Annotated in this window: 22 protein-coding genes; 17 read left to right on the top strand and 5 right to left on the bottom strand. The window is 63.8% G+C overall.

Features of this window, described 5'->3' with window-relative positions:
* Nucleotides 1-1,695 (bottom strand): L-lactate permease, encoded by a 1,695-nt coding sequence (locus JLK41_RS20140; protein WP_037050877.1) that lies wholly within the window; start codon nt 1,693-1,695, stop codon nt 1-3.
* 302 nt (nt 1,696-1,997) lie between these two features.
* Here JLK41_RS20140 and JLK41_RS20135 point away from each other — a divergent pair, with 302 nt between their 5' ends.
* The gene (locus JLK41_RS20135) at nt 1,998-2,765 is read left to right on the top strand and encodes an FCD domain-containing protein (protein ID WP_210389674.1); all 768 of its coding nucleotides are present in this window, start codon (nt 1,998-2,000) and stop codon (nt 2,763-2,765) included.
* Between the two features lie 64 nt (nt 2,766-2,829).
* Here JLK41_RS20135 and smpB read toward each other — a convergent pair whose 3' ends face one another.
* A complete protein-coding gene (gene smpB / locus JLK41_RS20130; protein ID WP_037050873.1) occupies nt 2,830-3,312 on the bottom strand; it encodes an SsrA-binding protein SmpB in 483 nt (160 codons plus the stop codon).
* 127 nt (nt 3,313-3,439) lie between these two features.
* Here smpB and JLK41_RS20125 point away from each other — a divergent pair, with 127 nt between their 5' ends.
* Genes JLK41_RS20125 through JLK41_RS20115 form a run of 3 tightly spaced genes read left to right on the top strand, consistent with a single transcriptional unit; the run spans nt 3,440 to nt 5,591 of the window.
* Nucleotides 3,440-4,843, top strand: coding sequence for a sodium-dependent transporter (locus JLK41_RS20125; RefSeq protein WP_037050868.1), 1,404 nt, complete (start codon nt 3,440-3,442; stop codon nt 4,841-4,843).
* Nucleotides 4,844-5,278 (top strand): type II toxin-antitoxin system RatA family toxin, encoded by a 435-nt coding sequence (locus JLK41_RS20120; RefSeq protein ID WP_037050863.1) that lies wholly within the window; start codon nt 4,844-4,846, stop codon nt 5,276-5,278.
* Nucleotides 5,271-5,591, top strand: coding sequence for an RnfH family protein (locus JLK41_RS20115; RefSeq protein ID WP_150606482.1), 321 nt, complete (start codon nt 5,271-5,273; stop codon nt 5,589-5,591). The genes JLK41_RS20120 and JLK41_RS20115 overlap by 8 nt, the downstream gene beginning before the upstream one ends.
* A 77-nt stretch (nt 5,592-5,668) precedes the next feature.
* Here JLK41_RS20115 and JLK41_RS20110 read toward each other — a convergent pair whose 3' ends face one another.
* Entirely contained in the window at nt 5,669-6,187 is a 519-nt protein-coding gene (locus JLK41_RS20110; protein WP_037050859.1) for an outer membrane protein assembly factor BamE, read from the bottom strand.
* A 94-nt stretch (nt 6,188-6,281) separates the two neighbouring features.
* Between JLK41_RS20110 and fur the strand changes: the two genes are divergently transcribed.
* A complete protein-coding gene (fur, locus tag JLK41_RS20105) occupies nt 6,282-6,686 on the top strand; it encodes a ferric iron uptake transcriptional regulator (RefSeq protein ID WP_037001567.1) in 405 nt (134 codons plus the stop codon).
* A gap of 125 nt (nt 6,687-6,811) precedes the next feature.
* On the opposite strand, the gene recN is transcribed toward fur, so the two are convergent.
* The gene (gene recN / locus JLK41_RS20100) at nt 6,812-8,488 is read right to left on the bottom strand and encodes a DNA repair protein RecN (protein WP_210389673.1); all 1,677 of its coding nucleotides are present in this window, start codon (nt 8,486-8,488) and stop codon (nt 6,812-6,814) included.
* 160 nt (nt 8,489-8,648) lie between these two features.
* Between recN and grpE the strand changes: the two genes are divergently transcribed.
* The 8 genes from grpE (at nt 8,649) to JLK41_RS20060 (ending at nt 18,895) form a co-directional block, all read left to right on the top strand.
* Nucleotides 8,649-9,218 carry a nucleotide exchange factor GrpE gene (gene grpE, locus JLK41_RS20095; protein ID WP_037050856.1) on the top strand — a complete coding sequence of 190 codons (570 nt, stop codon included), beginning with the start codon at nt 8,649-8,651 and terminating at the stop codon, nt 9,216-9,218.
* Between the two features lie 99 nt (nt 9,219-9,317).
* Entirely contained in the window at nt 9,318-11,234 is a 1,917-nt protein-coding gene (gene dnaK / locus JLK41_RS20090; RefSeq protein ID WP_037050854.1) for a molecular chaperone DnaK, read from the top strand.
* A gap of 158 nt (nt 11,235-11,392) precedes the next feature.
* On the top strand, nt 11,393-12,523 hold the full coding sequence (gene dnaJ, locus JLK41_RS20085; RefSeq protein WP_037050852.1) for a molecular chaperone DnaJ: 1,131 nt from the start codon (nt 11,393-11,395) through the stop codon (nt 12,521-12,523).
* 85 nt (nt 12,524-12,608) lie between these two features.
* The gene (gene dapB, locus JLK41_RS20080) at nt 12,609-13,412 is read left to right on the top strand and encodes a 4-hydroxy-tetrahydrodipicolinate reductase (RefSeq protein WP_037050849.1); all 804 of its coding nucleotides are present in this window, start codon (nt 12,609-12,611) and stop codon (nt 13,410-13,412) included.
* Nucleotides 13,413-13,600: 188 nt separating this feature from the next.
* Nucleotides 13,601-14,749 carry a glutamine-hydrolyzing carbamoyl-phosphate synthase small subunit gene (carA, locus tag JLK41_RS20075; RefSeq protein WP_134675648.1) on the top strand — a complete coding sequence of 383 codons (1,149 nt, stop codon included), beginning with the start codon at nt 13,601-13,603 and terminating at the stop codon, nt 14,747-14,749.
* A gap of 36 nt (nt 14,750-14,785) precedes the next feature.
* Nucleotides 14,786-18,007 (top strand): carbamoyl-phosphate synthase large subunit, encoded by a 3,222-nt coding sequence (gene carB, locus JLK41_RS20070; protein ID WP_037050844.1) that lies wholly within the window; start codon nt 14,786-14,788, stop codon nt 18,005-18,007.
* Nucleotides 18,004-18,480 (top strand): transcription elongation factor GreA, encoded by a 477-nt coding sequence (gene greA / locus JLK41_RS20065; protein WP_037050841.1) that lies wholly within the window; start codon nt 18,004-18,006, stop codon nt 18,478-18,480. Before carB ends, greA begins: the two co-directional genes overlap by 4 nt.
* Nucleotides 18,458-18,895: a DUF4149 domain-containing protein gene (locus JLK41_RS20060; protein WP_175252669.1), complete on the top strand. Its 438-nt coding sequence runs from the start codon at nt 18,458-18,460 to the stop codon at nt 18,893-18,895. Before greA ends, JLK41_RS20060 begins: the two co-directional genes overlap by 23 nt.
* A gap of 126 nt (nt 18,896-19,021) precedes the next feature.
* On the opposite strand, the gene yhbY is transcribed toward JLK41_RS20060, so the two are convergent.
* Nucleotides 19,022-19,333 (bottom strand): ribosome assembly RNA-binding protein YhbY, encoded by a 312-nt coding sequence (gene yhbY, locus JLK41_RS20055; protein WP_037050836.1) that lies wholly within the window; start codon nt 19,331-19,333, stop codon nt 19,022-19,024.
* A gap of 90 nt (nt 19,334-19,423) precedes the next feature.
* Between yhbY and rlmE the strand changes: the two genes are divergently transcribed.
* From rlmE to glmM, 4 genes are all read left to right on the top strand, one after another.
* Nucleotides 19,424-20,047 (top strand): 23S rRNA (uridine(2552)-2'-O)-methyltransferase RlmE, encoded by a 624-nt coding sequence (gene rlmE / locus JLK41_RS20050; RefSeq protein WP_037050834.1) that lies wholly within the window; start codon nt 19,424-19,426, stop codon nt 20,045-20,047.
* A gap of 174 nt (nt 20,048-20,221) precedes the next feature.
* Nucleotides 20,222-22,135, top strand: coding sequence for an ATP-dependent zinc metalloprotease FtsH (ftsH, locus tag JLK41_RS20045; RefSeq protein WP_037050830.1), 1,914 nt, complete (start codon nt 20,222-20,224; stop codon nt 22,133-22,135).
* Nucleotides 22,136-22,143: 8 nt separating this feature from the next.
* Nucleotides 22,144-22,995, top strand: a complete 852-nt coding sequence (folP, locus tag JLK41_RS20040; RefSeq protein WP_210389672.1) for a dihydropteroate synthase — start codon at nt 22,144-22,146, stop codon at nt 22,993-22,995.
* A gap of 13 nt (nt 22,996-23,008) precedes the next feature.
* Complete coding sequence (glmM, locus tag JLK41_RS20035) at nt 23,009-24,346, top strand: phosphoglucosamine mutase (protein ID WP_210389671.1); 1,338 nt, start codon at nt 23,009-23,011, stop codon at nt 24,344-24,346.
* The last annotated feature ends 39 nt before the right edge of the window (nt 24,347-24,385 follow it).

The raw sequence follows: 24,385 nt of genomic DNA, 5'->3' as shown, positions 1-24,385 counted from the left end.
TCAGCGGGCGACCAGCGGGTCGCTGATGCCCAGTACGTAGATCGCGACCAGCGCGATGATGCCGGTGAACAGCACGTAGTACAGCGTCGGCCAGATGGTCTTGCGCAGGGTACTGCCTTCGCGGCCCAGCAGGCCAACGGTGGCCGATGCGGCGACCACGTTGTGGATCGCCACCATGTTGCCGGCGGCGGCGCCCACGGCCTGCACCGCGACGATCAGCGCGCTGGAGATGCCCAGGCTGCTGGCCACGCCGAACTGGAACTGGCTGAACATCATGTTGCTGACGGTGTTGGAACCGGCGATGAACGCGCCCAGGGCGCCGATGCTCGGTGCCAGCAGCGGGTAGATGCCGCCGACGCTGTCAGCGACCCAGCGCGCCATCAGGATCGGCATGCTGGCCAGCTCGGCACCGTTGACGCCGGAGTTGATCAGGATGCGCACCATCGGCACGGTGAACAGCAGCACGAAGCCGGCGCTGAGCAGCACGCTGGAGGATTCCTTGACGGCCTTGCCCAGGTCACGCGCCTTCATGCCGTGCAGGAAGAAAGTGGCCAGTACCACGGCGACCAGAATGCCGCCTGGCAGGTACAGCGGCTGGAAGCTGGCGCTGACGCCGGCTTCGCCGAGCAGGTCGGGGAAGTTCACCACCACGGCTTTCAGGGCGTTGCCCACCTGCGGGAACACGCGGCTGATCACCAGCAGGGCGCCGACCAGCACGTAGGGCAGCCAGGCGCGCAGTGCGCTCATCGGCTTGGCGGTCAGCTCGTCCAGTTTCATCTCGACGCTGCCCAGCCATTCGCTCGGCCACTTGTCCGCCGGGGCGAAGTCCCAGGTCTGCTTCGGTACCAGGAAGCCGACGCGTGCGGCGCTGGTGACGATGGCCAGGCCGATCAGGCCGCCCAGCAGGGAGGGGAATTCCGGGCCGAGGAACACGCCGGTGAAGACATAGGGGATGACGAAGGCGAAACCGGCGAAGATGGCGAACGGCAGGACTGCCAGGCCGGCTTTCCAGCTTTTCTCGGCACCGAAGAAACGGGTCAGCATCATCGCCATGATGGTGGGCATCAGGACGCCGACGGTGGCGTGGATGATCGCCACTTCACTGGTGATCAGTTGCAGGAACTGCGCCCAGGAGGAACCTTGCTCCACCAGGTGGGCGCCGATGGTCGCGGTATCCAGGCCGGTGTTGACGCCGACGATGATGGGCGTGCCGACCGCGCCGAAGGACACCGGCGTGCTCTGTACCAGCATGCCCATCAGCACTGCGGCCATGGCCGGGAAGCCGATGGCCACCAGCAGCGGGGCGGCGATGGCGGCCGGGGTACCGAAACCCGAGGCGCCCTCGATGAAGCAGCCGAACAGCCAGGCGATGATGATGGCCTGGATGCGACGGTCAGGGCTGATGGTGGTGAAACCGGCACGGATGGCGGTGATGCCGCCGGAATGCTTGAGGGTGTTCAGCAGCAGGATCGCGCCGAAGATGATCCACAGCAGGCCGAGGGTGATCAGCAGGCCTTGCAGGGTGGAGGCCAGCACGCGGTTGAGGCTCATGTCCCAGGCGAACAGGCCGACGGCGGCGGTGACCAGATAGACCAGCGGCATGGCGCGCTTGGCCGGCCAGCGCAGGCCGATCAGCAGGATGGCGGCGAGCAGGATCGGCGAGAACGCCAGCAGGGCGAGAATTCCGTTGGACATGGGGCTTACTCCGCGGCAAGGCGCACGCGGCGCAGTAGCAGGGGGGATGCGGTATTCGGCAGACGTGCAGCGCTATGGGGCTTCATGGCGTGACCTCGACGACTCGTTCTTGTTATTGAATCGGGTTAATTGGTAAGACCAATTTACAAAACAGCCGGCTCAGGTTAAAAGTCGATCAATGCGCTGTCAAATCGCAGGGCTAAGACTTTGGTCGTAGAATGCTGTCTTGTTCGTCGCGGGACGGCGCTATAGGCTTGCGCCATGCTGCATATGGCCTGGTCAAACCAATGGAGAAGCGCGCAATGGAAGTAGGTCTGGTGCGACAGCGTCGTCTCTCGGACGACATCGTCGCGCAACTGGAAACCATGATTCTCGAAGGCACCCTGCGTGCCGGCGAGCGGCTGCCTGCCGAGCGCGCACTGGCCGAGCAGTTCGGCGTGTCACGTCCGTCCCTGCGCGAGGCGATTCAGAAACTGGTGGCCAAGGGGTTGCTGGTCAGCCGTCAGGGTGGCGGCAACTATGTGGCCGAATCACTGGGCTCGACCTTCAGCGACCCGCTGTTGCACCTGCTGGAGAGCAAGGAGGATGCCCAGCGCGACCTGCTGGAATTCCGCCATACGCTGGAAGGTTCCTGTGCCTACTACGCGGCCCGGCGAGCCACCGATATCGACCGGCAACGGCTGAGCGAGGCGTTCGAGGCGTTGCAGGACTGCTACTCGCGCGCTGGCAAGGTCACGCGGGCCGAGGAGGGCGCGGCCGATGCGCGCTTCCATCTGGCGATTGCCGAAGCCAGCCACAATGCCGTGCTGCTGCACACCATCCGCGGCCTGTTCGATCTGCTCAAGCGCAACGTGGTGACCAACATCGGTGGCATGTACGCCCAGCGCGAAGAAACCCGCGACATGCTGATCAGCCAGCACCGGGCGCTGTTCGAGGCGATCATCGAAGGGCGTGCGGAGGACGCGCGCGACCTGTCCAACCGGCACATCGACTATGTGCAGGAAGTGCTGGCGGAAGTTCAGCTGGAGGCTCGGCGCGTGGCGCGAGCGCAGCGTCGGCAGGGACTATAGGCGGCTACAAGCTACAAGCTGGAGCCAGAGTCGCTGTGAAAGCGCTCATGGCTCGCAGCCGCTGTCAGTCGTCCTTGCCCTTGCTGCGCATGGCGCGCTGGACTTCACGGTTGGCGTCACGCTCTTTCTCGACGTGACGCTTGTCGAAGTCCTTCTTGCCCTTGGCCAGGGCGATCTCGCATTTGACCAGGTGCTGTTTCCAGTACAGCGACAGGGCGACGCAGGTGTAGCCCTTCTGCTGCACGGCACCGAACAGCTTGTCCAGCTCGCGCTTGTTCAGCAGCAGCTTGCGCGTGCGGATCGGGTCGGCGATGACGTGGGTGCTGGCGGTTTTCAACGGGGTGATATGCGCCCCCATCAGCCAGGCTTCGTCGTCCTTGAGCAGTACGTAGCTGTCCACCAGCTGGGCCTTGCCGGCGCGCAGGCTCTTCACTTCCCAGCCAGCCAGGGCGACGCCCGCCTCGAACTTCTGTTCGACGAAATAATCGTGCAGCGCCTTTTTGTTCAGCGCGATGGTGCCTTGTGGATGTTTCTTTTGCTTAGCCATAGGGCGCGCATTATAGGGAGTCGCCCGCGCCTGCGCCATGGGGCTTTACCGAGCCAAGCTTGAGCCTGTCCGGCTAATCTTCGACAATGCGCGATCTTTTTCCCGTAGTGATGGGGTGTTGGCCGTAATGGCGAGCGACAACGTTTCGATTCATGGCGCCTGGGCCAGTCGTTGGGTATTCATTCTGGCGGCCACCGGCTCGGCAGTAGGCCTCGGCAATATCTGGAAGTTCCCCTACATGACAGGGGTCTATGGCGGCGGTGCATTCGTCGTCATGTACCTGTTCTGCATCGCCCTGGTGGGCGTGCCGATCATGCTGGCGGAAACCCTGATCGGCCGGCGTGGCCGGCAGAGCCCGGTCAATTCGATGAAGAGCCTCGCCATCGAGGCGGGCGCCTCGAAAGGCTGGTCGCTGGCGGCGCTGGGCGGCATGGTCGCGGCCCTGCTGATCCTGTCCTTCTATAGCGTGGTGGCCGGCTGGTCGCTGGACTACATCCTCAGCATGGGGCGTGGCGACTTCACTGGCATCACCGCCGAAGGCGCCGGTGCGGCGTTCGGCGGGCTGACTGCGGACCCCTGGCGGCTGACCCTGTGGCACAGCCTGTTCATGCTGATCACTGCGTTCGTCATCGCCAAGGGCGTGGTCGCGGGGCTGGAGCGCAGCCTGCGCATCATGATGCCGCTGCTGTTCGTGCTGCTCCTGGTGCTGCTGGGCTACAGCTTTACCACCGGGCACTTCCGTGAAGGCTTCGATTTCCTCTTCCATTTTGACGCCAGCAAGGTGCAGGGTGGCATTCTCGCCGCCATGGGGCATGCCTTCTTCACCCTGAGCGTCGGGGTCGGCTCGATCATGGTGTACGGCGCCTACATGCCGAAGAAGGCATCGATCGGCGCCACCGTGCTGACCGTCGGCCTGCTCGATACCCTGGTCGCGCTGACCGCTGGTCTGGCCCTGTTTCCCATCGTCTTCGCCGCCGGCCTGGAGCCGGGCGGTGGTCCTGGGCTGATGTTCGTCACCCTGCCGATCGCCTTTGGCAACATCGCCTTCGGTCAGGTGATGGGGCTGATCTTCTTCGTCCTGGTGGCCGTGGCGGCGTGGAGTTCGTCGATCTCCATGCTCGAGCCGGCAGTCGCCTACTTCGTCGAGAAGAGCGGACGCAGCCGTGCCCTGGTCACGGCGGTGCTGGCGCTGCTGTGCTGGCTGGTCGGTATGGGCACCGTGCTGTCGTTCAACGTCTGGGCCGAGGCCAAGTTCTTCGTCTTTGCCGAGGATGGCTTCCACCTGCTGCAGTGGGGCGCCGAGGGCGGCAAGACCTTCTTCGACAGCATCGACTACCTGACCAGCCGCATCCTGCTGCCACTGGGTGGCCTGGCGTTCGCCCTGTTCGCCGGTTGGGTGCTCAGCCGTGATTCGGTGCGTGACGAGTTGGCGATCAAGAGCCCGTTGCTGTTCAATCTCGCCCTCTGGCTGATTCGCGTCGTGGCGCCGATCGGCGTTCTGATCGTTTTCATCGCGGAGCTGAGCAAGTAAATGACTACTCGAATCCAGCGCTCGGCGTTGCTGCCTTATCCGGCGCAGGCGCTGTTTGACCTCGTCAACGATGTCGCCAGCTACCCGCAGTTCCTGCCGTGGTGCCGCGCCAGTGAAGTGCTGGAGGTCAGCGAGACGCACATGCTGGCTAGTCTCGAGGTGGCCAAGGGCAGCATCAGCCAGCGTTTCGTCACGCGCAATGTGCTGCAGCCCGGGCAGCGCATCGAGATGAACCTGCAGGAAGGACCGTTCACCAGCCTGAACGGTGTCTGGGAGTTCAAGGCGCTGGGCGACAAGGCCTGCAAGATCAGCCTCGATCTGACCTTCGACTACGCCGGGCCGCTGGTGCGCGCTACCCTCGGACCCCTGTTCAACCAGGCGACCAACACCATGGTCGATGCCTTCTGTCAGCGAGCCAAGCAACTCTATGGATAAGCCGAGCATTGCGATCGAAGTGGTCTACGCGCTGGCCGAGCGGCAGAAGCTGCTGCGCCTGTCGGTGCCGGTCGGCACCACGGTGCGCGAGGCGGCGCTGCGCTCCGGCATGCAGCAGTTCTTTCCCGAACTGGATCTGCAGCAGGCGCCGCTGGGCATCTTCGGCAAGGCGGTCGGCAAGCCGGAGGAACGCGAGCTGGTCGAGGGGGAGCGAGTGGAGATCTACCGCCCGCTGATCGCCGACCCGAAAGAGGTGCGCAAGCAGCGTGCGGCCAAGGCCAAGGCCCGGGAAGAGGGCGACGAGTCGGCCTGAGGCACAGCGCTTGCTGCCACGTGGCGAGCAGACATGAAAAAGCCCGGAGCGAGTCCGGGCTTTTTCATGTCTGGGTGTTACTGCGGTTCGGTGTCCAGCGGCTCCGGCGTCGGTACCGGCACGGTTTCCACCTGGTCGACTTCGCGCTGGATCTGCTCGAGCAGCGAGCCAGGTGCTGGCGGCGTGTCGTCCTGTGGCTTGGCCTGCGGCTGCGTACTGGTGGTATCGCTGTCCTGGCCAAGGATGGCCTGGTCGCGGCTTACGCCGGGCATGAAGTCGCCGGCCAGGCCGACCAGCTGGTCGCTACCGTCGAAGACCAGGCTGACGCGTTCCTGCAGGCGCTGACCGCCGCCTGGCTGGATGCTGTAGAGATAATCCCAGCGATCGGCATGGAAGGTGTCGGTGATCAGCGGGTTGCCCATGATAAACCGCACTTGGCGTCGGGTCATTCCGGGACGCAGCTGGTCTATCATGTCCTGTGTCACGACATTGCCCTGTTGAATGTCGATCTTGTAAACCCCGGGGAATGAACAACCGGCGAGTGCGAAGAGCCCGGTCAGCGACAGGCTGGTCAGCAAGAGCTTGGTTTTTTGCATCGGAGGGTGACTTCCACTATCTTGGGCAACTTGAACCCCGGATCATACCCGTATTGAAGGGTGCTGCGAAACAGCATCCATGAGAAAGCAGACCATGGTTGAAAATAACGAACTGCGCAAAGCTGGACTGAAGGTGACTCTGCCACGGGTCAAGATCCTGCAGATGCTCGACAACGCCGAGCACCGTCACATGAGTGCGGAAGATGTCTACAAGGCACTGATGGAGGCAGGCGAGGACGTCGGCCTGGCGACCGTCTACCGCGTACTGACCCAGTTCGAGGCGGCGGGCCTGGTGGTTCGCCACAACTTCGACGGTGGCCATGCGGTATTCGAACTGGCCGACAGCGGCCATCACGACCATATGGTCTGTGTGGATTCCGGTGAGGTGATCGAGTTCTTCGACGCCGAGATCGAGAAGCGCCAGAAGGAAATCGTGCGTGAGCATGGCTTCGAACTGGTCGATCACAACCTGGTGTTGTACGTACGCAAGAAGAGCTGATGCTTCTGCTGCGATGAAAAAGGCGACCCTCGGGTCGCCTTTTTATTTATTGGGCTCGGGAGCCGTGCCCGGTTGCCGGTCGTGACGCCGGGCCTGCTTCACCCGGGCTGCGGCGACGGCCTGTCTCAGGCGGCCTGGGCGCTGGTGACCATCTTGCGCGCGTGCGCCAGGGATTCTTCGGTCAGGTCGACGCCGCCGAGCATGCGCGCGATTTCCTCGACGCGGCCGTTCTCGTCCAGTCTGCTCACGGCCGTGGACGTGGCCTCTTCGCCGCGGCGCTTGTGGACGAACAGGTGCTGATGGCCCTGGGCAGCCACCTGGGGCAGGTGGGTCACGCAGAGGACCTGGCCGCGCTCGCCCAGGCGGCGCAGCAGTTGCCCGACGACCTCGGCGGTCGGGCCGCCAATGCCGACGTCCACTTCGTCGAAGACCAACGTCGGGACGCGCGAGGTCTGTGCGGTGATCACCTGGATTGCCAGGCTGATACGTGACAGCTCGCCACCCGAGGCCACCTTGGCCAGGCCGCGCAACGGTTGGCCGGGGTTGGCGCTGACCAGGAATTCCACGGTTTCCAGGCCATTGGCCTGTGGCTCTTCGCTGTTCATGCTCTGCAGCTGGATGCTGAAACGCCCGCCGGGCATGCCCAGTGCCTGCATTTCCTGCTCGACGGCTGCGGCCAGGCGCTCAGCGGCGCTGCCGCGCAGCGCGCTGAGTTCGGCGGCCTTCTCCTGGTAATGACGGGCGTAGGCGGCCAGTTCCTCGGCCAGGCGTTCGCTGGCCTGGTCGTCGGCATTGAGGCTCTCCAGTTCCTCGAACAGTCGTTGCTGCAGGGCGGCCAGCTCGGTGGGCTGGATGCGGTGCTTGCGGGCGAGGGTGTAGATGGTGTCCAGGCGTTCTTCGAGGTACTGCTGGCGTTGCGGGTCGGCGTCGAAGTGATCGACGAAGCGGTTCAGTTCGCCCACGGCCTCCTCGACCTGGATCTGCGCGCTGGCCAGCAGGTTGCTCGCTTCGCCCAGCGCGCCGCCCTGGCCGCCAAAGGCGCCAAGCCGGTTGAGGCTGGCGGTCAGCGCCGACAGCACGTTGCCGGCATCGCTTTCGCTGCACAGCTCGAGTACCTGGCGACAGGCACCGAGCAGCGCTTCGGCATTGCTCAGAGCCTTGTGTTCGCGCTCCAGCTCGTCCAGTTCGTTCTCGCCCAGGGCCAGGTTTTCCATTTCTTCCAGCTGGTAGCTGAGCAGCTGGTGGCGGGCGCGCTGCTCGTCACCCTGGCTGGAAATGCGCTGCAGGTCGTTGCGCGTCTGCTTCCAGCGCTGTGCGGCCAGCTGCACCTGGCGCGCCAGCTCCTGGCTGCCGGCGTACTCGTCGAGCAGGCGGCGGTGGGTGTCGCTCTTGAGCAGCGACTGGTGTTCATGTTGGCTGTGGATGTCGATGATCAGCTCGCCGAGCGCCTTGAGGTCGGCTTGCGGGCAGGGGCTGCCGTTGATGTAGCCGCGCGAGCGGCCCTCGGCGGTGATCACCCGGCGCAGGATGCACGGGCCGTCGCTGTCCAGGTCGCGCTCGGCGAGCCAGCTGCGGGCTTCGGGGATCTCCGCCAGGTCGAAGCTGGCGAGGATGTCGGCCTTGTCCGCGCCGGGGCGCACCACGCCGCTGTCGGCACGGTCGCCCAGGCACAGACCGAGGGCATCGAGCATGATCGACTTGCCGGCACCGGTCTCGCCGCTGATGGCGCTCATGCCGGCATCCAGCTCGAGGTCCAGGTGGTCGACGATGGCGTAGTTGTGTATGGACAGGTGCACCAGCATGGCGAACGCTCCCGAATTTGATGTCTGGTTATTTATACAGTGTTTTTTCTTTCCCTGACAATCCTCCTCTATCGCCCCTTGAAAGCTGTGGATTTGACTCCATATAGGCGGGCAGGTGCGCGGGCCGGACTCGCGCCGATTCATTCGAGAGGAGATAGGCATGGCTGACGAACAGAACCTGGATACGCAGAACCCCGAGGCTCAGGCGGCCGAGAATGTCGCGCCGAGCGATGACCTGGCGGCTCGCGTGCAGGCACTGGAAGAGCAGCTGGCTGCAGCGCAGGACCAGTCGCTGCGCATGGCGGCCGAGCTGCAGAACGTGCGTCGTCGCGCCGAGCAGGACGTGGAGAAGGCGCACAAGTTCGCCCTGGAAAAATTCGCCAACGACCTGCTGCCGGTCGTCGACAGCCTGGAACGTGGTCTGGAGCTGTCCAGCCCGGACGACGAGGCGATCAAGGGCGTGCGCGAGGGCATGCAACTGACCCTCAAGCTGTTCATCGACACCCTGGCGCGTCATCAGTTGGAAACGCTGGACCCGCATGGCGCTCCGTTCAACCCGGAGCATCACCAGGCCATGGCGATGGAAGAGAGTGTCAACGTCGAGCCGAACTCGGTGCTCAAGGTGTTCCAGAAGGGCTACCTGCTCAACGGCCGCCTGCTGCGCCCGGCCATGGTCGTGGTGAGCAAGGCGCCGACCACGCCGCCGCCGTCCATCGACGAGCAGGCTTGAAATTTTCGGGGGCGACCCCATTTCTGAGTCAAGCGTTTTAGTGCTACCGGCGCCTGCGAAGCGAGGCGACGGAAAAATCAAAGTTTCGGGAGAATTTTCATGGGCAAAATCATCGGTATCGACCTGGGGACCACCAACTCCTGCGTCTCCATTCTGGAAAACGGCAACGTCAAGGTGCTGGAGAACGCCGAAGGCGCTCGCACCACGCCGTCCATCATCGCTTACGCCAACGACGGCGAAACCCTGGTTGGCCAGTCGGCCAAGCGCCAGGCCGTGACCAATCCGCACAACACCCTGTATGCGGTGAAGCGTCTGATCGGTCGTCGTTTCGACGAGGATGTCGTGCAGAAAGACATCCAGATGGTTCCGTACAAGATCGTCAAGGCTGACAACAACGACGCCTGGGTCGAGGTCAACGGCCAGAAGATGGCCCCGCCGCAGATCAGCGCCGAAGTGCTGAAGAAGATGAAGAAGACCGCTGAGGACTACCTTGGCGAGCCGGTCACCGAAGCGGTGATCACCGTTCCGGCCTACTTCAACGACAGCCAGCGTCAGGCCACCAAGGATGCCGGTCGCATCGCCGGTCTGGACGTCAAGCGCATCATCAACGAGCCGACCGCGGCTGCGCTGGCCTATGGCATGGACAAGGCCAAGGGCGACCACACCGTGATCGTCTATGACCTGGGTGGCGGTACCTTCGACGTGTCGGTGATCGAGATCGCCGAGGTCGACGGTGAGCACCAGTTCGAAGTGCTGGCCACCAACGGTGACACCTTCCTCGGTGGCGAGGACTTCGACATTCGCCTGATCGACTACCTCGTCGACGAGTTCAAGAAAGAAACCGGCATGAACCTCAAGGGCGACCCGCTGGCGATGCAGCGTCTGAAGGAAGCTGCCGAGAAGGCCAAGATCGAGCTGTCCTCGAGCCAGCAGACCGACGTCAACCTGCCGTACATCACTGCAGACGCCAGCGGTCCGAAGCACCTGAACGTGAAGATCTCCCGCTCCAAGCTGGAGTCGCTGGTCGAGGACCTGGTGCAGCGCACCATCGAGCCGTGCCGCACCGCGCTGAAGGATGCCGGCATCGACGTCAGCAAGATCGACGACGTGATCCTGGTCGGTGGTCAGACCCGCATGCCGCTGGTGCAGAAGACCGTTGCCGAGTTCTTCGGCAAGGAGCCGCGCAAGGACGTCAACCCGGACGAAGCCGTGGCCATGGGCGCTGCCATTCAGGGCGCGGTACTGGCCGGTGACGTCAAGGACGTGCTGCTGCTGGACGTTTCCCCGCTGACCCTGGGTATCGAAACCATGGGCGGCGTGATGACCGCGCTGATCGAGAAGAACACCACCATCCCGACCAAGAAGTCGCAGGTGTTCTCCACCGCCGACGACAACCAGAGCGCCGTGACCATTCACGTGCTGCAGGGCGAGCGCAAGCAGGCGGCGCAGAACAAGTCCCTCGGCAAGTTCGACCTGGCCGAGATTCCGCCGGCTCCGCGTGGCGTGCCGCAGATCGAAGTGACCTTCGATATCGATGCCAACGGCATCCTGCACGTGTCCGCCAAGGACAAGGCCACTGGCAAGCAGCAGTCCATCGTGATCAAGGCCAACTCCGGTCTGTCCGAGGAAGAGATCGAGCAGATGGTGCGTGACGCCGAGGCCAACGCCGAGGAAGACCGCAAGTTCGAAGAGCTGGCCACTGCGCGCAACCAGGGCGACCAGCTAGTGCACGCCACCCGCAAGATGCTCACCGAGGCGGGCGACAAGGCGACTGCCGAGGAGAAGGCCGCCATCGAGAAAGCCATCGGCGAACTGGAAGTCGCACTGAAGGGCGACGACAAGGAAGCCATCGAGGCCAAGATGAACGCCCTGTCCGAGGCCACCACGCCGCTGGCGCAGAAGATGTACGCCGAGCAGCCGCAAGCCGGTGCCGCCCAGGCGGACGCCGGTGACGCCAAGGATGCCGGTGACGACGTGGTCGACGCTGAGTTCGAAGAGGTCAAGGAGAACAAGTAAGGGATGCGCGCACGCCTTTCGCCCCTCCGGGAGCGAAGGGCGTGTCGCCCTCTGCTTTTCGCTCCGCCGTCGCATCTGGCGGTCAGGATACGCCGCGCGGGAGCCTTCTCCCGCGTCGGCGTATCTGGAGCTCACGAATCTGAGAGTGCAGCACAACTATGGCAAAACGAGACTATTACGAGGTTCTGGGGGTCGAGCGCGGCGCCAGTGAGGCCGAGCTGAAGAAGGCCTATCGGCGCCTGGCGATGAAGTTCCACCCGGACCGCAACCCGGACGACAAGGAAGCGGAGGAGAAATTCAAGGAGGCCAACGAGGCCTACGAGGTGCTCTCCGACGCCAGCAAGCGCTCGGCCTATGACCAGTACGGGCATGCCGGGGTCGATCCGCAGATGGGCGGTGGCGCCGGCGCCGGTTTCGGCGGCGCCAACTTCTCCGACATCTTCGGCGACGTGTTCAGCGATTTCTTCGGTGGTGGCGGTCGCGGCGGTTCGCGCGGCGGCGCCCAGCGTGGCAGTGACCTGCGCTATACCTTGGAGCTGGACCTGGAAGAAGCCGTGCGCGGCACCACCGTGACCATTCGCGTGCCGACCCTGGTGGGTTGCAAGACCTGCGATGGCTCCGGCGCCAAGAAGGGCACCAGCCCGGTGACCTGTACCACCTGCGGTGGTATCGGTCAGGTACGCATGCAGCAGGGCTTCTTCTCCGTGCAGCAGACCTGCCCGCGTTGCCACGGCAGCGGCAAGATGATCACCGACCCCTGTGGTAGCTGCCATGGCCAGGGGCGCGTGGAAGAGAGCAAGACGCTGTCGGTCAAGGTGCCGCCAGGTGTCGATACCGGTGATCGCATCCGCCTGTCCGGCGAAGGCGAGGCCGGCGCCCATGGCGGCCCGGCTGGTGACCTCTATGTGGTGGTCAACGTCCGTGAGCATGCGATCTTCCAGCGCGATGGTAAGCATCTGTACTGCGAAGTGCCGATCAGCTTCGCCGACGCGGCGCTGGGTGGCGAGCTGGAAGTGCCGACCCTCGACGGCCGGGTCAAGCTGAAGATTCCGGAAGGCACCCAGACCGGCAAGCTGTTCCGTCTGCGCGGCAAGGGCGTGGCCCCGGTGCGCGGTGGTGCGGCCGGTGACCTGATGTGCCGTGTCGCGGTGGAGACGCCGGTCAACCTGACCAAGCGTCAGCGCGAGCTGCTCGAGGAGTTCCGCAAGTCGCTGCAGGGCGACGACTCCCACTCGCCCAAGGCCAGTGGCTGGTTCGAAGGCGTCAAGCGCTTCTTCGGCGACGTTTAATTGAGCGGCAAGCCACAGGCGACAGGCTGCAAGAGACTCTTGCGCTTGGCCTGTGGCTTGAAGCCTGCAGCTTGGAGCTGATGTTATGCAACGTATTGCAGTGATGGGCGCCGCCGGGCGCATGGGCAAGACCCTGATCGAAGCCGTGAGCCAGGCCGAGGGCGCGAAGCTCAGCGCGGCCATCGACCGTGCCGACAGCAGCCTGATCGGTGCCGACGCGGGCGAGCTGGTCGGGCTGGGCAAGATCGGTGTGACGCTGGCCGGTGAGCTGGCGGCGGTGGTCGATGATTTCGACGTGCTGATCGACTTCACCCATCCCTCGGTAACGCTGAAGAACCTGGAAGTCTGCCGTCAGGCCGGCAAGGCCATGGTCATCGGCACCACCGGCTTCACCCCGGAGGAGAAGCAGCTGCTGAGCGAGGCGGCCAGGCAGATTCCCATCGTCTTCGCCGCCAACTTCAGCGTCGGCGTCAACCTGTGCCTGAAGCTGCTCGATACCGCCGCGCGCGTGCTGGGTGACGATGTGGACATCGAGATCATCGAAGCCCATCACCGCCACAAGGTCGATGCCCCGTCGGGCACGGCGCTGCGCATGGGCGAGGTGGTCGCGGATGCCCTGGGGCGTGATCTGCAGAAGGTCGCCGTGTATGGCCGTGAAGGGCAGACCGGGGCGCGTGAGCGCGAGACCATCGGTTTCGCCACCGTGCGCGCCGGCGATGTGGTCGGCGATCACACCGTGCTGTTCGCTGCCGAGGGCGAGCGCGTGGAGATCACCCACAAGGCCTCCAGCCGCATGACCTTCGCCAAGGGCGCAGTGCGTTCGGCGCTCTGGCTGCAGTCGCGTTCGCCAGCGCTGTACGACATGCAGGATGTGCTGGGGCTGCGTTGAGAAATGTGTGACGGAAGCGTCCTGGCGGGTGGACCGAAAAAGGGTTTTCCTGTAAGCTTCCTGTTTTAGTGTGTCCACTAAAAGTTACGCAGAATGGCTCAAATAAAAAAGCGGGATGACCTTCACACGTCATCCCGCTTTTTTACAACCTGCGTTTGCTTCAAGCCTTGATCGTGACGGAGGTCTTCTTGACTAAGCCAGCCCCCAAACCTGCCATTTTAGCCCTTGCTGACGGCAGTATTTTTCGCGGCGAATCTATCGGGGCCGATGGCCAGACCATCGGAGAGGTGGTGTTCAACACCGCCATGACCGGCTATCAGGAAATCCTTACCGATCCATCCTACGCCCAGCAGATCGTTACCCTGACCTACCCGCACATCGGCAACACCGGCACCACGCCGGAAGATGCCGAGTCCAACCGTGTATGGGCCGCCGGCCTGATCATTCGCGACCTGCCGCTGATCTCCAGCAACTGGCGCGACAAGCAGCCGCTGGACGAGTACCTGAAAGAGAACGGTACGGTCGCCATCGCCGGTATCGATACCCGTCGCCTGACCCGCATCCTGCGCGAGAAAGGCTCGCAGAACGGCTGCATCCTGGTTGGCGCTGACGCCACCGAAGAGAAGGCGCTGGAGCTGGCACGCAGCTTCCCGGGCCTCAAGGGCATGGACCTGGCCAAGGAAGTTACCTGCGACAAGCCCTACGAGTGGCGCTCCAGCGTGTGGAACCTGGAGAGCGACAGCCATCCGCAGATCGCCGCTGCCGACCTGCCGTATCACGTGGTCGCCTACGACTACGGGGTCAAGCTGAACATCCTGCGCATGCTGGTCGCGCGCGGCTGCCGCCTCACCGTGGTGCCGGCCCAGACCCCGGCCAGCGAAGTGCTGGCGCTCAATCCCGACGGCGTGTTCCTGTCCAACGGCCCAGGCGACCCCGAGCCCTGCGACTACGCGATCAAGGCGATCAAGGACGTGCTGGAAACCGATATTCCGGTATTCGGCATCTGCCTCGGTCACCAGCTGCTGGCGCTGGCCTCCGGCGCCAAGACCCTGAAGATGGGCCACGGCCACCACGGTGCCAACCACCCGGTACAGGACCTCGACAGCGGCGTGGTGATGATCACCAGCCAGAACCACGGTTTCGCCGTGGACGAGAGCAGCCTGCCGGGCAATGTGCGCCCGATCCACAAGTCGCTGTTCGACGGCACCCTGCAGGGCATCGAGCGTACCGACAAGGACGCCTTCAGCTTCCAGGGTCACCCCGAGGCGAGCCCGGGTCCGCACGACGTGGCCCCGCTGTTCGACCGCTTCATCGAAGCCATGGCCAAGCGCCGCTAAGCCCCGCCGACTGACCTAAGGATTCGAGTAACGATCATGCCAAAACGTACAGACATCAAAAGCATCCTGATCCTCGGTGCCGGCCCCATCGTCATCGGCCAGGCCTGCGAGTTCGACTACTCCGGCGCCCAGGCGTGCAAGGCGCTGAAGGAAGAAGGCTTCCGCGTCATTCTGGTGAACTCCAACCCGGCCACCATCATGACCGACCCGGCCATGGCCGACGCCACCTACATCGAGCCGATCAAGTGGGCCACCGTGGCCAAGATCATCGAGAAGGAGCGTCCTGACGCGCTGCTGCCGACCATGGGTGGCCAGACCGCGCTGAACTGCGCGCTGGATCTGGAGCGCCACGGCGTGCTGGAAAAGTTCGGTGTCGAGATGATCGGTGCCAACGCCGACACCATCGACAAGGCCGAAGACCGTTCGCGCTTCGACAAGGCGATGAAGGACATCGGCCTGGCCTGCCCGCGCTCGGGTATCGCCCACAGCATGGAAGAAGCCTACGGCGTGCTGGAGATGGTGGGTTTCCCCTGCATCATCCGCCCGAGCTTCACCATGGGCGGCACCGGCGGCGGCATCGCCTACAACCGTGAGGAATTCGAGGAAATCTGCGCCCGTGGTCTGGACCTGTCGCCGACCAACGAGCTGCTGATCGACGAATCGCTGATCGGTTGGAAGGAATACGAGATGGAGGTGGTCCGCGACAAGAAGGACAACTGCATCATCGTCTGCTCCATCGAGAACTTCGATCCGATGGGCGTGCACACCGGCGACTCGATCACCGTCGCGCCGGCGCAGACCCTGACCGACAAGGAATACCAGATCATGCGCAACGCCTCGCTGGCGGTGCTGCGTGAAATCGGCGTGGAAACCGGTGGCTCCAACGTGCAGTTCGGCATCTGCCCGAACACCGGGCGCATGGTCGTGATCGAGATGAACCCGCGCGTATCGCGTTCCTCGGCGCTGGCCTCCAAGGCCACCGGCTTCCCGATCGCCAAGATCGCCGCCAAGCTGGCCGTCGGCTACACCCTGGACGAGCTGCAGAACGACATCACCGGCGGGCGTACCCCGGCCTCGTTCGAGCCGTCGATCGACTACGTGGTGACCAAGGTTCCGCGCTTCGCCTTCGAGAAATTCCCCAAGGCCGACGCCCGCCTGACCACCCAGATGAAATCCGTGGGCGAGGTCATGGCCATCGGCCGCACCTTCCAGGAGTCGGTGCAGAAAGCCCTGCGCGGCCTGGAAGTCGGCGTCGCCGGTTTCGATCCGAAGCTCGACCTGAACGACCCGGAAGCCGAGAGCACCCTGCGTCGCGAGCTGACCGTGCCCAGCGCCGACCGCATCTGGTACGTGGCCGATGCCTTCCGCGCCGGCAAGAGCGTCGCCGAGGTGTTCGACCTGACCCGTATCGACGAGTGGTTCCTGGTGCAGATCGAGGATCTGATCAAGGACGAAGCCACCGTGCAGACCCTGGGTCTGTCGGCCATCGACTACGACCTGATGTTCAAGCTCAAGCGCAAGGGTTTCTCCGATGCGCGCCTGGCCAAGCTGCTCGGCGTTTCCGAGAAGAGCCTGCGTGCCCATCGCCACAAGCTGAAAGTGCTGCCGGTGTACAAGCGCGTGGACACCTGCGCTGCCGAGTTCGCCACCGACACCGCCTACATGTACTCCACCTACGAGGAAGAGTGCGAGGCCAAGCCGAGCGGCCGCGACAAGATCATGATCCTCGGCGGCGGTCCCAACCGTATCGGCCAGGGCATCGAGTTCGACTACTGCTGCGTGCATGCGGCGCTGGCCATGCGTGAAGACGGTTACGAGACCATCATGGTCAACTGCAACCCGGAAACCGTCTCCACCGACTACGACACCTCCGACCGCCTGTACTTCGAACCGGTGACCCTGGAAGACGTGCTGGAAATCGTCCGTGTCGAGCAGCCCAAGGGCGTCATCGTCCAGTACGGCGGCCAGACTCCGCTGAAGATCTGCCGCGCCCTGGAAGAGGCCGGTGTACCGATCATCGGCACCAGCCCCGAGGCCATCGACCGTGCCGAAGACCGTGAGCGCTTCCAGCAGATGGTGCAGCGCCTGAACCTGCGTCAGCCGGCCAACGCCACCGCGCGCAGCGAAGACGAGGCCCTGGCCCTGTCGAAGAACATCGGCTACCCGATGGTGGTGCGTCCGTCCTACGTACTGGGCGGCCGGGCGATGGAAATCGTCTACCAGGAAGAAGAGCTCAAGCGCTACATGCGCGAAGCGGTGAAGGTCTCCAACGACAGCCCGGTGCTGCTGGATCGCTTCCTCAACTGCGCCATCGAGGTGGACGTGGATGCGGTCAGCGACGGCGAGACCGTGGTCATCGGCGCGATCATGCAGCACATCGAACAGGCCGGCGTGCACTCCGGTGACTCCGCCTGCTCGCTGCCGCCGTACTCGCTGCCGGCACACATCCAGGACGAGATCCGCGAGCAGGTCAAGAAAATGGCCCTGGAACTCGGCGTGGTCGGTCTGATGAACGTGCAGATGGCCGTACAGGGCGAAGACATCTACGTCATCGAAGTGAACCCGCGCGCCTCGCGTACCGTGCCGTTCGTCTCCAAGTGCGTCGGCGAGTCGCTGGCCAAGGTGGCGGCGCGCGTCATGGCGGGCAAGAGCCTGGCCGAGGTGGGCTACACCAAGGAAATCATTCCGCCGTTCTTCAGCGTCAAGGAAGCGGTGTTCCCCTTCGCCAAGTTCCCGGGTGTCGACCCGATCCTCGGCCCGGAGATGAAATCCACCGGTGAGGTGATGGGTGTCGGCGACAGCTTCGGCGAAGCCTTCGCCAAGGCCCAGGTCGGTGCCAGCGAAATCCTGCCGAACACCGGCTGTGCCTTCATCAGCGTGCGCGAGGATGACAAGGCCGAGGCCGTGCAGGTCGCTCGCGACCTGGTCAGCCTGGGCTTCGAAGTCGTCGCCACTGCCGGTACCGCCAAGGTGATCGAGGCCGCCGGCCTGCCGGTGCGCCGTGTGAACAAGGTGACCGAAGGTCGTCCGCACGTGGTCGACATGATCAAGAACGACGAGGTCACCCTGATCATCAATACCACCGAGGGGCGTCAGTCCATCGCTGACTCCTACTCGATCCGTCGTAACGCCCTGCAGCACAAGATCTACTGCACCACCACCATTGCGGCGGGTCAGGCGGTCTGTGAGGCGCTCAAGTTCGGTCCGGAGAAGACCGTGCGTCGGCTGCAGGATCTGCATGCAGGAATCAAGGCATGAACAAGTACCCCATGACCGTCCAGGGCGCTCGCGCCCTGGAAGAAGAACTGGCGCACCTGACCAAGGTGCGTCGTCCGGCCCTGAGCCAGGCGATCGCCGAGGCGCGTGAGCTGGGTGATCTCAAGGAGAACGCCGAATACCATGCCGCCCGCGAGGAGCAGGGCATGGTCGAGGCGCGCGTGCGTGATATCGAAGGTCGCTTGCAGAATGCGGTGATCATCGATGTCACCACCATCGAGCACACCGGCAAGGTGATCTTCGGTTCCACCGTGGAAATCGCCAACGTCGAGACCGACGAGAGCGTGACCTATCGGATCGTCGGGGAAGACGAAGCCGACATCAAGCAGGGCAAGATCTCCGTTGCATCCCCCATCGCGCGCGCCCTGGTGGGCAAGAGCGAAGGCGATGTCGTCGGCGTGCAGACCCCCAGTGGCCTGGTCGAGTACGAGATTGTCGAAGTCCGCCACGTATAAGCCGCGCCAGCCGTCACGGGCCTCCGCTGTCAGCTGGCAGCTGGCCCAGACCCTCTGGGTCGGCGGCATCTGGGTGTTGCAGTTCATCGTCCTGCCGGCCATCGAACAGGCCGGCCTGGCGCCTTTGCTGGTGCAGGAGATCGCGGCGCGCCTGATGCCGCTGCTGGTGGGCCTGGCGGCAGTGGGCGTTGCCCTGCAGGCACTGGCGCTGCTGCGTGTCGAAGGGCTGGCCAGCTTGCTGCGGGATGTGCGCGGGCAGCTGCTGCTGACCGTCGCGGCGATGGCGCTGAGTCATTTCGCCGCGCTGCACTACTGGCCTGGGGCCGAGTACTGGCTACGCTTCAGCTATCTGGTCATGGCATTCTGCGGGTTGCTGCTGGTGCTGCAACCCGTGCCGGGGAAAGAGCGGCCATAAGCCGCAAGCGACAAGCCTCGAGTAAAAGCGGCGCGAAGCGCCTGGCGTACTTGAGTGGCAGGACGTTTATCCTGATTTGCTTGCAGCTTGCAGCTTGCAGCTTGCAGCTTGCAGCTTGCAGCTGGTTCAGCCCTGGTAGCGAATCACGTTGGACAGGTTGCGATTCGGCTTGGGGTTCTTGCGATAGAGCAGGGCGACCTTGCCGATCGACTGGACCAGTTCGGCGCGGCCGCTCTCGCACAGGGCCACGATGGCGGCCTGGCGGTCCTCGCGTTCGGCGAGGCGCAGCTGTACCTTGATCAGCTCGTGATCGTTCAGGGCACGGTCCAGCTCTGCCAGCACGCCCTCGGTCAAACCATTGTCGGCCACGATCAATACAGGTTTCAGGTGGTGGCCGATAGATTTGAATTGTTTCTTCTGCTCTTGAGTGAGCGGCATAATCGTTAGTACCTAATTCGGTCTGGAAAACGGCGCCTATCTTACCCGAGCCCGCGCAGTTATTCATGACCCGTTGAGTCCGAGGTTTCAGTGGCACGTTCCAAGACCAGCCAGCGTTGGCTGAAAGAACATTTCGACGATCCTTACGTGAAGATGGCGCAGAAGGACGGCTATCGTTCCCGCGCCAGCTACAAGCTGCTGGAAATCCAGGAGAAGGATCGCATCCTGCGTCCCGGCATGACCGTGGTCGACCTCGGCGCCGCGCCGGGTGGCTGGTCGCAGGTCACCAGCCGGGTGATCGGTGACAAGGGGCGTCTGATCGCCTCCGACATCCTGGAGATGGACAGCATTCCGGATGTGACCTTCATCCAGGGCGACTTCACCGATGATGCCGTGTTCGAGCAGATCCTCGCCGCCATCGGGGAAAACCCGGTTGACCTTGTTATTTCCGATATGGCCCCCAATATGAGTGGGGTGAGGACGGCGGATCAGGCGCGCGCGATGTATCTGTGCGAGCTGGCGCTGGACCTGGCCGGACGCGTGCTGCGTCCGGGCGGGGACTTCCTGATCAAGATTTTCCAAGGTGAGGGGTTCGATACCTATCACCGGCAGGTGCGCGACACCTTCGACAAGGTGCAGATGCGCAAGCCGTTGTCGTCGCGCGATCGCTCTCGTGAACAGTACCTGCTGGCGCGGGGCTTTCGCGGGTTGTGAGTTGCAACGACGGCCCGACCTGCTGGTCTCAGGTAGTACAACCCTCATAAAGGGTTACAGACGGTGCCTGCGGGATGTGGGCGTTTGGTGTAAGTTAGGCCGGTATATCATTGGTCGTCATGGGAAGCGCGCTTCGCCACGAGGCCTGCTTCAGAGGGTAGCTAATTGAACGACATGGCAAAGAATCTCATCCTGTGGCTGATCATCGCGGCGGTGCTGGTCACCGTGATGAACAATTTCTCCAGCCCGAGCGAGCCGCAGACCCTGAGCTACTCGCAGTTCATCGAGCAGGTCAAGGAAGGGCGCGTCGAGCGCGTGACCGTCGACGGCTACGTGATCACCGGCAAGCGCACCGACGGCGAAGGCTTCAAGACCATTCGTCCGGCGATCCAGGACGGCGGCCTGATTGGTGACCTGATCGACAACAACGTGGTCATCGAAGGCAAGCAGCCTGAGCAGCAGAGCATCTGGACCCAGTTGCTGGTGGCGAGCTTCCCGATCCTGGTAATCATCGCCGTGTTCATGTTCTTCATGCGCCAGATGCAGGGCGGTGCGGGCGGCAAGGGCGGGCCGATGAGCTTCGGCAAGTCCAAGGCGCGCCTGCTCTCCGAAGACCAGGTCAAGACCACCTTCGCCGATGTCGCCGGTTGCGATGAGGCCAAGGAAGAAGTCAGCGAGCTGGTGGAGTTCCTGCGTGACCCGGGCAAGTTCCAGCGTCTCGGTGGGCGCATCCCGCGTGGCGTGCTGATGGTCGGTTCCCCGGGTACTGGTAAGACGCTGCTGGCCAAGGCCGTAGCGGGCGAGGCCAAGGTGCCGTTCTTCACCATCTCCGGTTCCGATTTCGTGGAAATGTTCGTCGGTGTCGGCGCTTCCCGTGTCCGCGACATGTTCGACCAGGCCAAGAAACACGCGCCGTGCATCATCTTCATCGACGAGATCGACGCCGTGGGTCGCCACCGTGGCGCCGGCATGGGCGGCGGTCATGACGAGCGCGAGCAGACGCTCAACCAGCTGCTGGTGGAGATGGATGGCTTCGAGATGAACGATGGCATCATCGTCATCGCGGCCACCAACCGCCCCGACGTGCTCGACCCGGCGCTGCTGCGCCCCGGTCGCTTCGATCGTCAGGTGGTGGTGGGCCTGCCCGACATCCGTGGTCGCGAACAGATTCTGAAAGTGCACATGCGCAAGGTGCCGATGGGCGACGACGTCAATGCGGCAGTCATCGCGCGGGGTACCCCGGGCTTCTCCGGTGCCGACCTGGCCAACCTGGTCAACGAGGCGTCCCTGTTCGCTGCCCGTGCAGGCAAGCGTCTGGTGGAAATGAAGGAGTTCGAGCTGGCCAAGGACAAGATCATGATGGGCGCCGAGCGCAAGACCATGGTCATGTCCGACAAGGAGAAGCTCAACACGGCCTACCACGAGGCGGGTCACGCCATCGTCGGTCGTCTGGTGCCCGAGCATGATCCGGTCTACAAGGTGTCCATCATTCCGCGCGGTCGTGCCCTGGGCGTGACCATGTTCCTGCCGGAAGAGGATCGTTACAGCCTGAGCAAGCGCGCCCTGATCAGTCAGATCTGCTCGCTGTTCGGCGGCCGTATCGCCGAGGAAATGACCCTGGGTTTCGATGGCGTCACCACCGGTGCCTCCAACGACATCATGCGCGCCACTCAGCTGGCCAAGAACATGGTCACCAAGTGGGGCCTGTCCGAGAAGCTGGGGCCGCTGATGTATGCCGAGGAAGAAGGCGAAGTGTTCCTGGGGCGCAGCATGGGCAGCCAGCACAGCAACGTGTCCGGTGAAACCGCCAAGCTGATCGACGAGGAAGTGCGTCGCATCATCGACGAGTGCTACGACACGGCCAAGCGCCTGCTGGTGGAAAACCGCGACAAGCTCGACGCCATGGCCGAAGCGCTGATGAAGTACGAAACCATCGACTCCGAGCAGATCGACGACATCATGAATGGCCGCGAACCTCGCGAGCCGCGTGGTTGGGATGGTGGTGGCGACTCCGGTGCGCCGCAGGCCAAGGTCGATGAGCCCAGTCGTCCCGAGAAGCCAATCGGCGGTCCTGCTGCCGAGCACTAAGGTCGCCTATGTCCTTTGCGCAACACCCGAGCCGGCTGCCCAGTGGCAGCCGGCTTCTTGATTTGTCCCGTCCGCACGTGATGGGCATCCTCAATGTCACGCCTGACTCATTCTCCGACGGTGGCCGCTATACCGCGCGCGACGCCGCCTTGCGCCACGCCGAGGCGATGGTCGCTGCCGGTGCGACCCTGATCGATGTCGGCGGTGAATCCACCCGTCCTGGCGCCCGGGCCGTGTCGCCGACCGAGGAACTGGAGCGAGTCGCGCCGGTGGTCGAGGCCATCGCGCGTGAGCTGGACGTCATCATTTCGGTCGACACCTCGACGCCCGCGGTGATGCGCGAGAGTGCGAGGCTGGGGGCGGGGTTGATCAATGACGTGCGCTCGCTGCAGCGCGATGGCGCGCTGGACGCCGCCGCCGACAGCGGCCTGCCGGTGTGCCTGATGCACATGCGCGGCGAGCCGGGCAACATGCAGGACAACCCGCAGTACCCGGACATCGTCGCCGAAGTGCGGGGCTTTCTCGTCGAGCGCATGGCGGCATGCGCGGCCGCCGGTATCCCCGCTGAGCGGATCGTGCTCGATCCGGGCTTCGGTTTTGCCAAGACGCTGGAGCATAATCTGGCCTTGTTCAGGCACATGGGCGAGCTCTCCGAGCTGGGCCGGCCGCTGCTGGTGGGCGTCTCGCGCAAGAGCATGATCGGCAAGGTGCTTGGCCACGAGGTTGGCGGGCGGCTCTACGGCAGCCTGGCGCTGGCTGCCCTGGCGCTGACCAAGGGCGCACATATTCTGCGTGTGCACGATGTCGCCGAAACGGTGGACGTGGTGCGCATGGTCGCTGCGGTTGAAGCAGCGCAATAACAAGGAAAGACTGATGGCTAGAAAATACTTCGGCACCGATGGCATCCGTGGCCATGTCGGGCAGTTTCCGATCACCCCTGACTTCATGCTCAAGCTCGGCTGGGCTGCGGGCATGGCATTTCGCAAGCAGGGCAAGTGCCGCATCCTGATCGGCAAGGACACGCGTATCTCCGGCTACATGTTCGAGTCCGCCCTCGAGGCAGGTCTGGCGGCTGCCGGTGCCGACGTGCAGCTGCTCGGTCCGATGCCGACGCCAGCCATCGCTTACCTCACGCGGACCTTCCAGGCTGATGCCGGTATCGTCATCAGCGCCTCGCACAATCCGCATGACGACAATGGCATCAAGTTCTTCTCCAGCGAAGGCACCAAGCTGCCGGACGATGTCGAGATGATGATCGAGGAGTTGCTCGATCAGCCTATGACCGTGGTCGAGTCTGCCGGCATCGGCAAGGCTTCGCGGATCAACGACGCCTCGGGTCGCTACATCGAGTTCTGCAAGGGCAGCGTGCCCAGCGGCACCAGCTTCAAGGGCCTGAAGATTGTCATCGATTGCGCCCATGGCGCTGCCTACAAGGTGGCGCCCAGCGTGTTCCGCGAGCTGGGTGCCGAAGTGCGGGTCATCTCGGCGCAGCCCGATGGCCTCAACATCAACGATGGCTGTGGTTCCACTCATATCGCGGCGTTGCAGGCCGAGGTCGTGGCGCAGCAGGCCGATCTCGGCATCGCCTTCGACGGTGATGCCGACCGCGTGCTGATGGTCGATCAATATGGTGCGGTCGTCGACGGCGACGAACTGCTGTTCATCATCGCGCGCGACATGCAGGAGCGCGGGCGTCTGCGCGGTGGCGTGGTCGGTACGCTGATGAGCAACCTGGGCCTCGAACTGGCGCTCGAGCAACTGAACATTCCTTTCGTGCGCGCCAAGGTGGGGGATCGCTACGTGATCGCCGAGCTGCTGGAGCGCAACTGGCTGCTGGGTGGCGAGAACTCGGGGCACCTGGTCTGCTTCCAGCACACCACCACGGGTGACGCCATCATCGCCGCCCTGCAGGTCCTCATGGCCCTGAAGCGACGCCAGCAGACCCTGGTCGAGGCGCACAGCGACCTGAAGAAGTGCCCGCAGGTGCTGGTCAACGTGCGCCTTTCGGGGGCTGTCGATCCGCTGGAGCACCCGTCGGTGAAGGATGCGTGTGCCCGTGTGACCGAGCAGATGGGCGGTCGCGGTCGCGTGTTGCTGCGCAAGTCCGGTACCGAGCCGCTGGTGCGGGTGATGGTCGAGGGCGACGAGGAAAGCAGCGTCCGTGGCTATGCTGATGAATTAGCTAAGATTGTTGCCGAAGTCTGTGCTTGATTGAGCTTGCTACCTAGGGTGCTCTTGGGTAACATCTGC

Origin of the sequence: Ectopseudomonas khazarica, assembly GCF_017915135.1 — a bacterium.
GTDB classification, from domain to species: domain Bacteria; phylum Pseudomonadota; class Gammaproteobacteria; order Pseudomonadales; family Pseudomonadaceae; genus Aquipseudomonas; species Aquipseudomonas khazarica.
Note: the sequence above shows the minus strand (reverse complement) of the source record. Positions and strands in the feature narration are given on the sequence as shown.

Excerpts from the sequence above, each read along its gene's own strand:
- JLK41_RS20140 (WP_037050877.1), bottom strand. The coding sequence starts at position 1,695 with ATGTCCAACGGAATTCTCGCCCTGCTGGCGTTCTCGCCGATCCTGCTC.
- JLK41_RS20135 (WP_210389674.1), top strand. The coding sequence starts at position 1,998 with ATGGAAGTAGGTCTGGTGCGACAGCGTCGTCTCTCGGACGACATCGTC.
- smpB (WP_037050873.1), bottom strand. The coding sequence starts at position 3,312 with ATGGCTAAGCAAAAGAAACATCCACAAGGCACCATCGCGCTGAACAAA.
- JLK41_RS20125 (WP_037050868.1), top strand. The coding sequence starts at position 3,440 with ATGGCGAGCGACAACGTTTCGATTCATGGCGCCTGGGCCAGTCGTTGG.
- JLK41_RS20120 (WP_037050863.1), top strand. The coding sequence starts at position 4,844 with ATGACTACTCGAATCCAGCGCTCGGCGTTGCTGCCTTATCCGGCGCAG.
- JLK41_RS20115 (WP_150606482.1), top strand. The coding sequence starts at position 5,271 with ATGGATAAGCCGAGCATTGCGATCGAAGTGGTCTACGCGCTGGCCGAG.
- JLK41_RS20110 (WP_037050859.1), bottom strand. The coding sequence starts at position 6,187 with ATGCAAAAAACCAAGCTCTTGCTGACCAGCCTGTCGCTGACCGGGCTC.
- fur (WP_037001567.1), top strand. The coding sequence starts at position 6,282 with ATGGTTGAAAATAACGAACTGCGCAAAGCTGGACTGAAGGTGACTCTG.
- recN (WP_210389673.1), bottom strand. The coding sequence starts at position 8,488 with ATGCTGGTGCACCTGTCCATACACAACTACGCCATCGTCGACCACCTG.
- grpE (WP_037050856.1), top strand. The coding sequence starts at position 8,649 with ATGGCTGACGAACAGAACCTGGATACGCAGAACCCCGAGGCTCAGGCG.
- dnaK (WP_037050854.1), top strand. The coding sequence starts at position 9,318 with ATGGGCAAAATCATCGGTATCGACCTGGGGACCACCAACTCCTGCGTC.
- dnaJ (WP_037050852.1), top strand. The coding sequence starts at position 11,393 with ATGGCAAAACGAGACTATTACGAGGTTCTGGGGGTCGAGCGCGGCGCC.
- dapB (WP_037050849.1), top strand. The coding sequence starts at position 12,609 with ATGCAACGTATTGCAGTGATGGGCGCCGCCGGGCGCATGGGCAAGACC.
- carB (WP_037050844.1), top strand. The coding sequence starts at position 14,786 with ATGCCAAAACGTACAGACATCAAAAGCATCCTGATCCTCGGTGCCGGC.
- greA (WP_037050841.1), top strand. The coding sequence starts at position 18,004 with ATGAACAAGTACCCCATGACCGTCCAGGGCGCTCGCGCCCTGGAAGAA.
- yhbY (WP_037050836.1), bottom strand. The coding sequence starts at position 19,333 with ATGCCGCTCACTCAAGAGCAGAAGAAACAATTCAAATCTATCGGCCAC.
- ftsH (WP_037050830.1), top strand. The coding sequence starts at position 20,222 with ATGGCAAAGAATCTCATCCTGTGGCTGATCATCGCGGCGGTGCTGGTC.
- folP (WP_210389672.1), top strand. The coding sequence starts at position 22,144 with ATGTCCTTTGCGCAACACCCGAGCCGGCTGCCCAGTGGCAGCCGGCTT.
- glmM (WP_210389671.1), top strand. The coding sequence starts at position 23,009 with ATGGCTAGAAAATACTTCGGCACCGATGGCATCCGTGGCCATGTCGGG.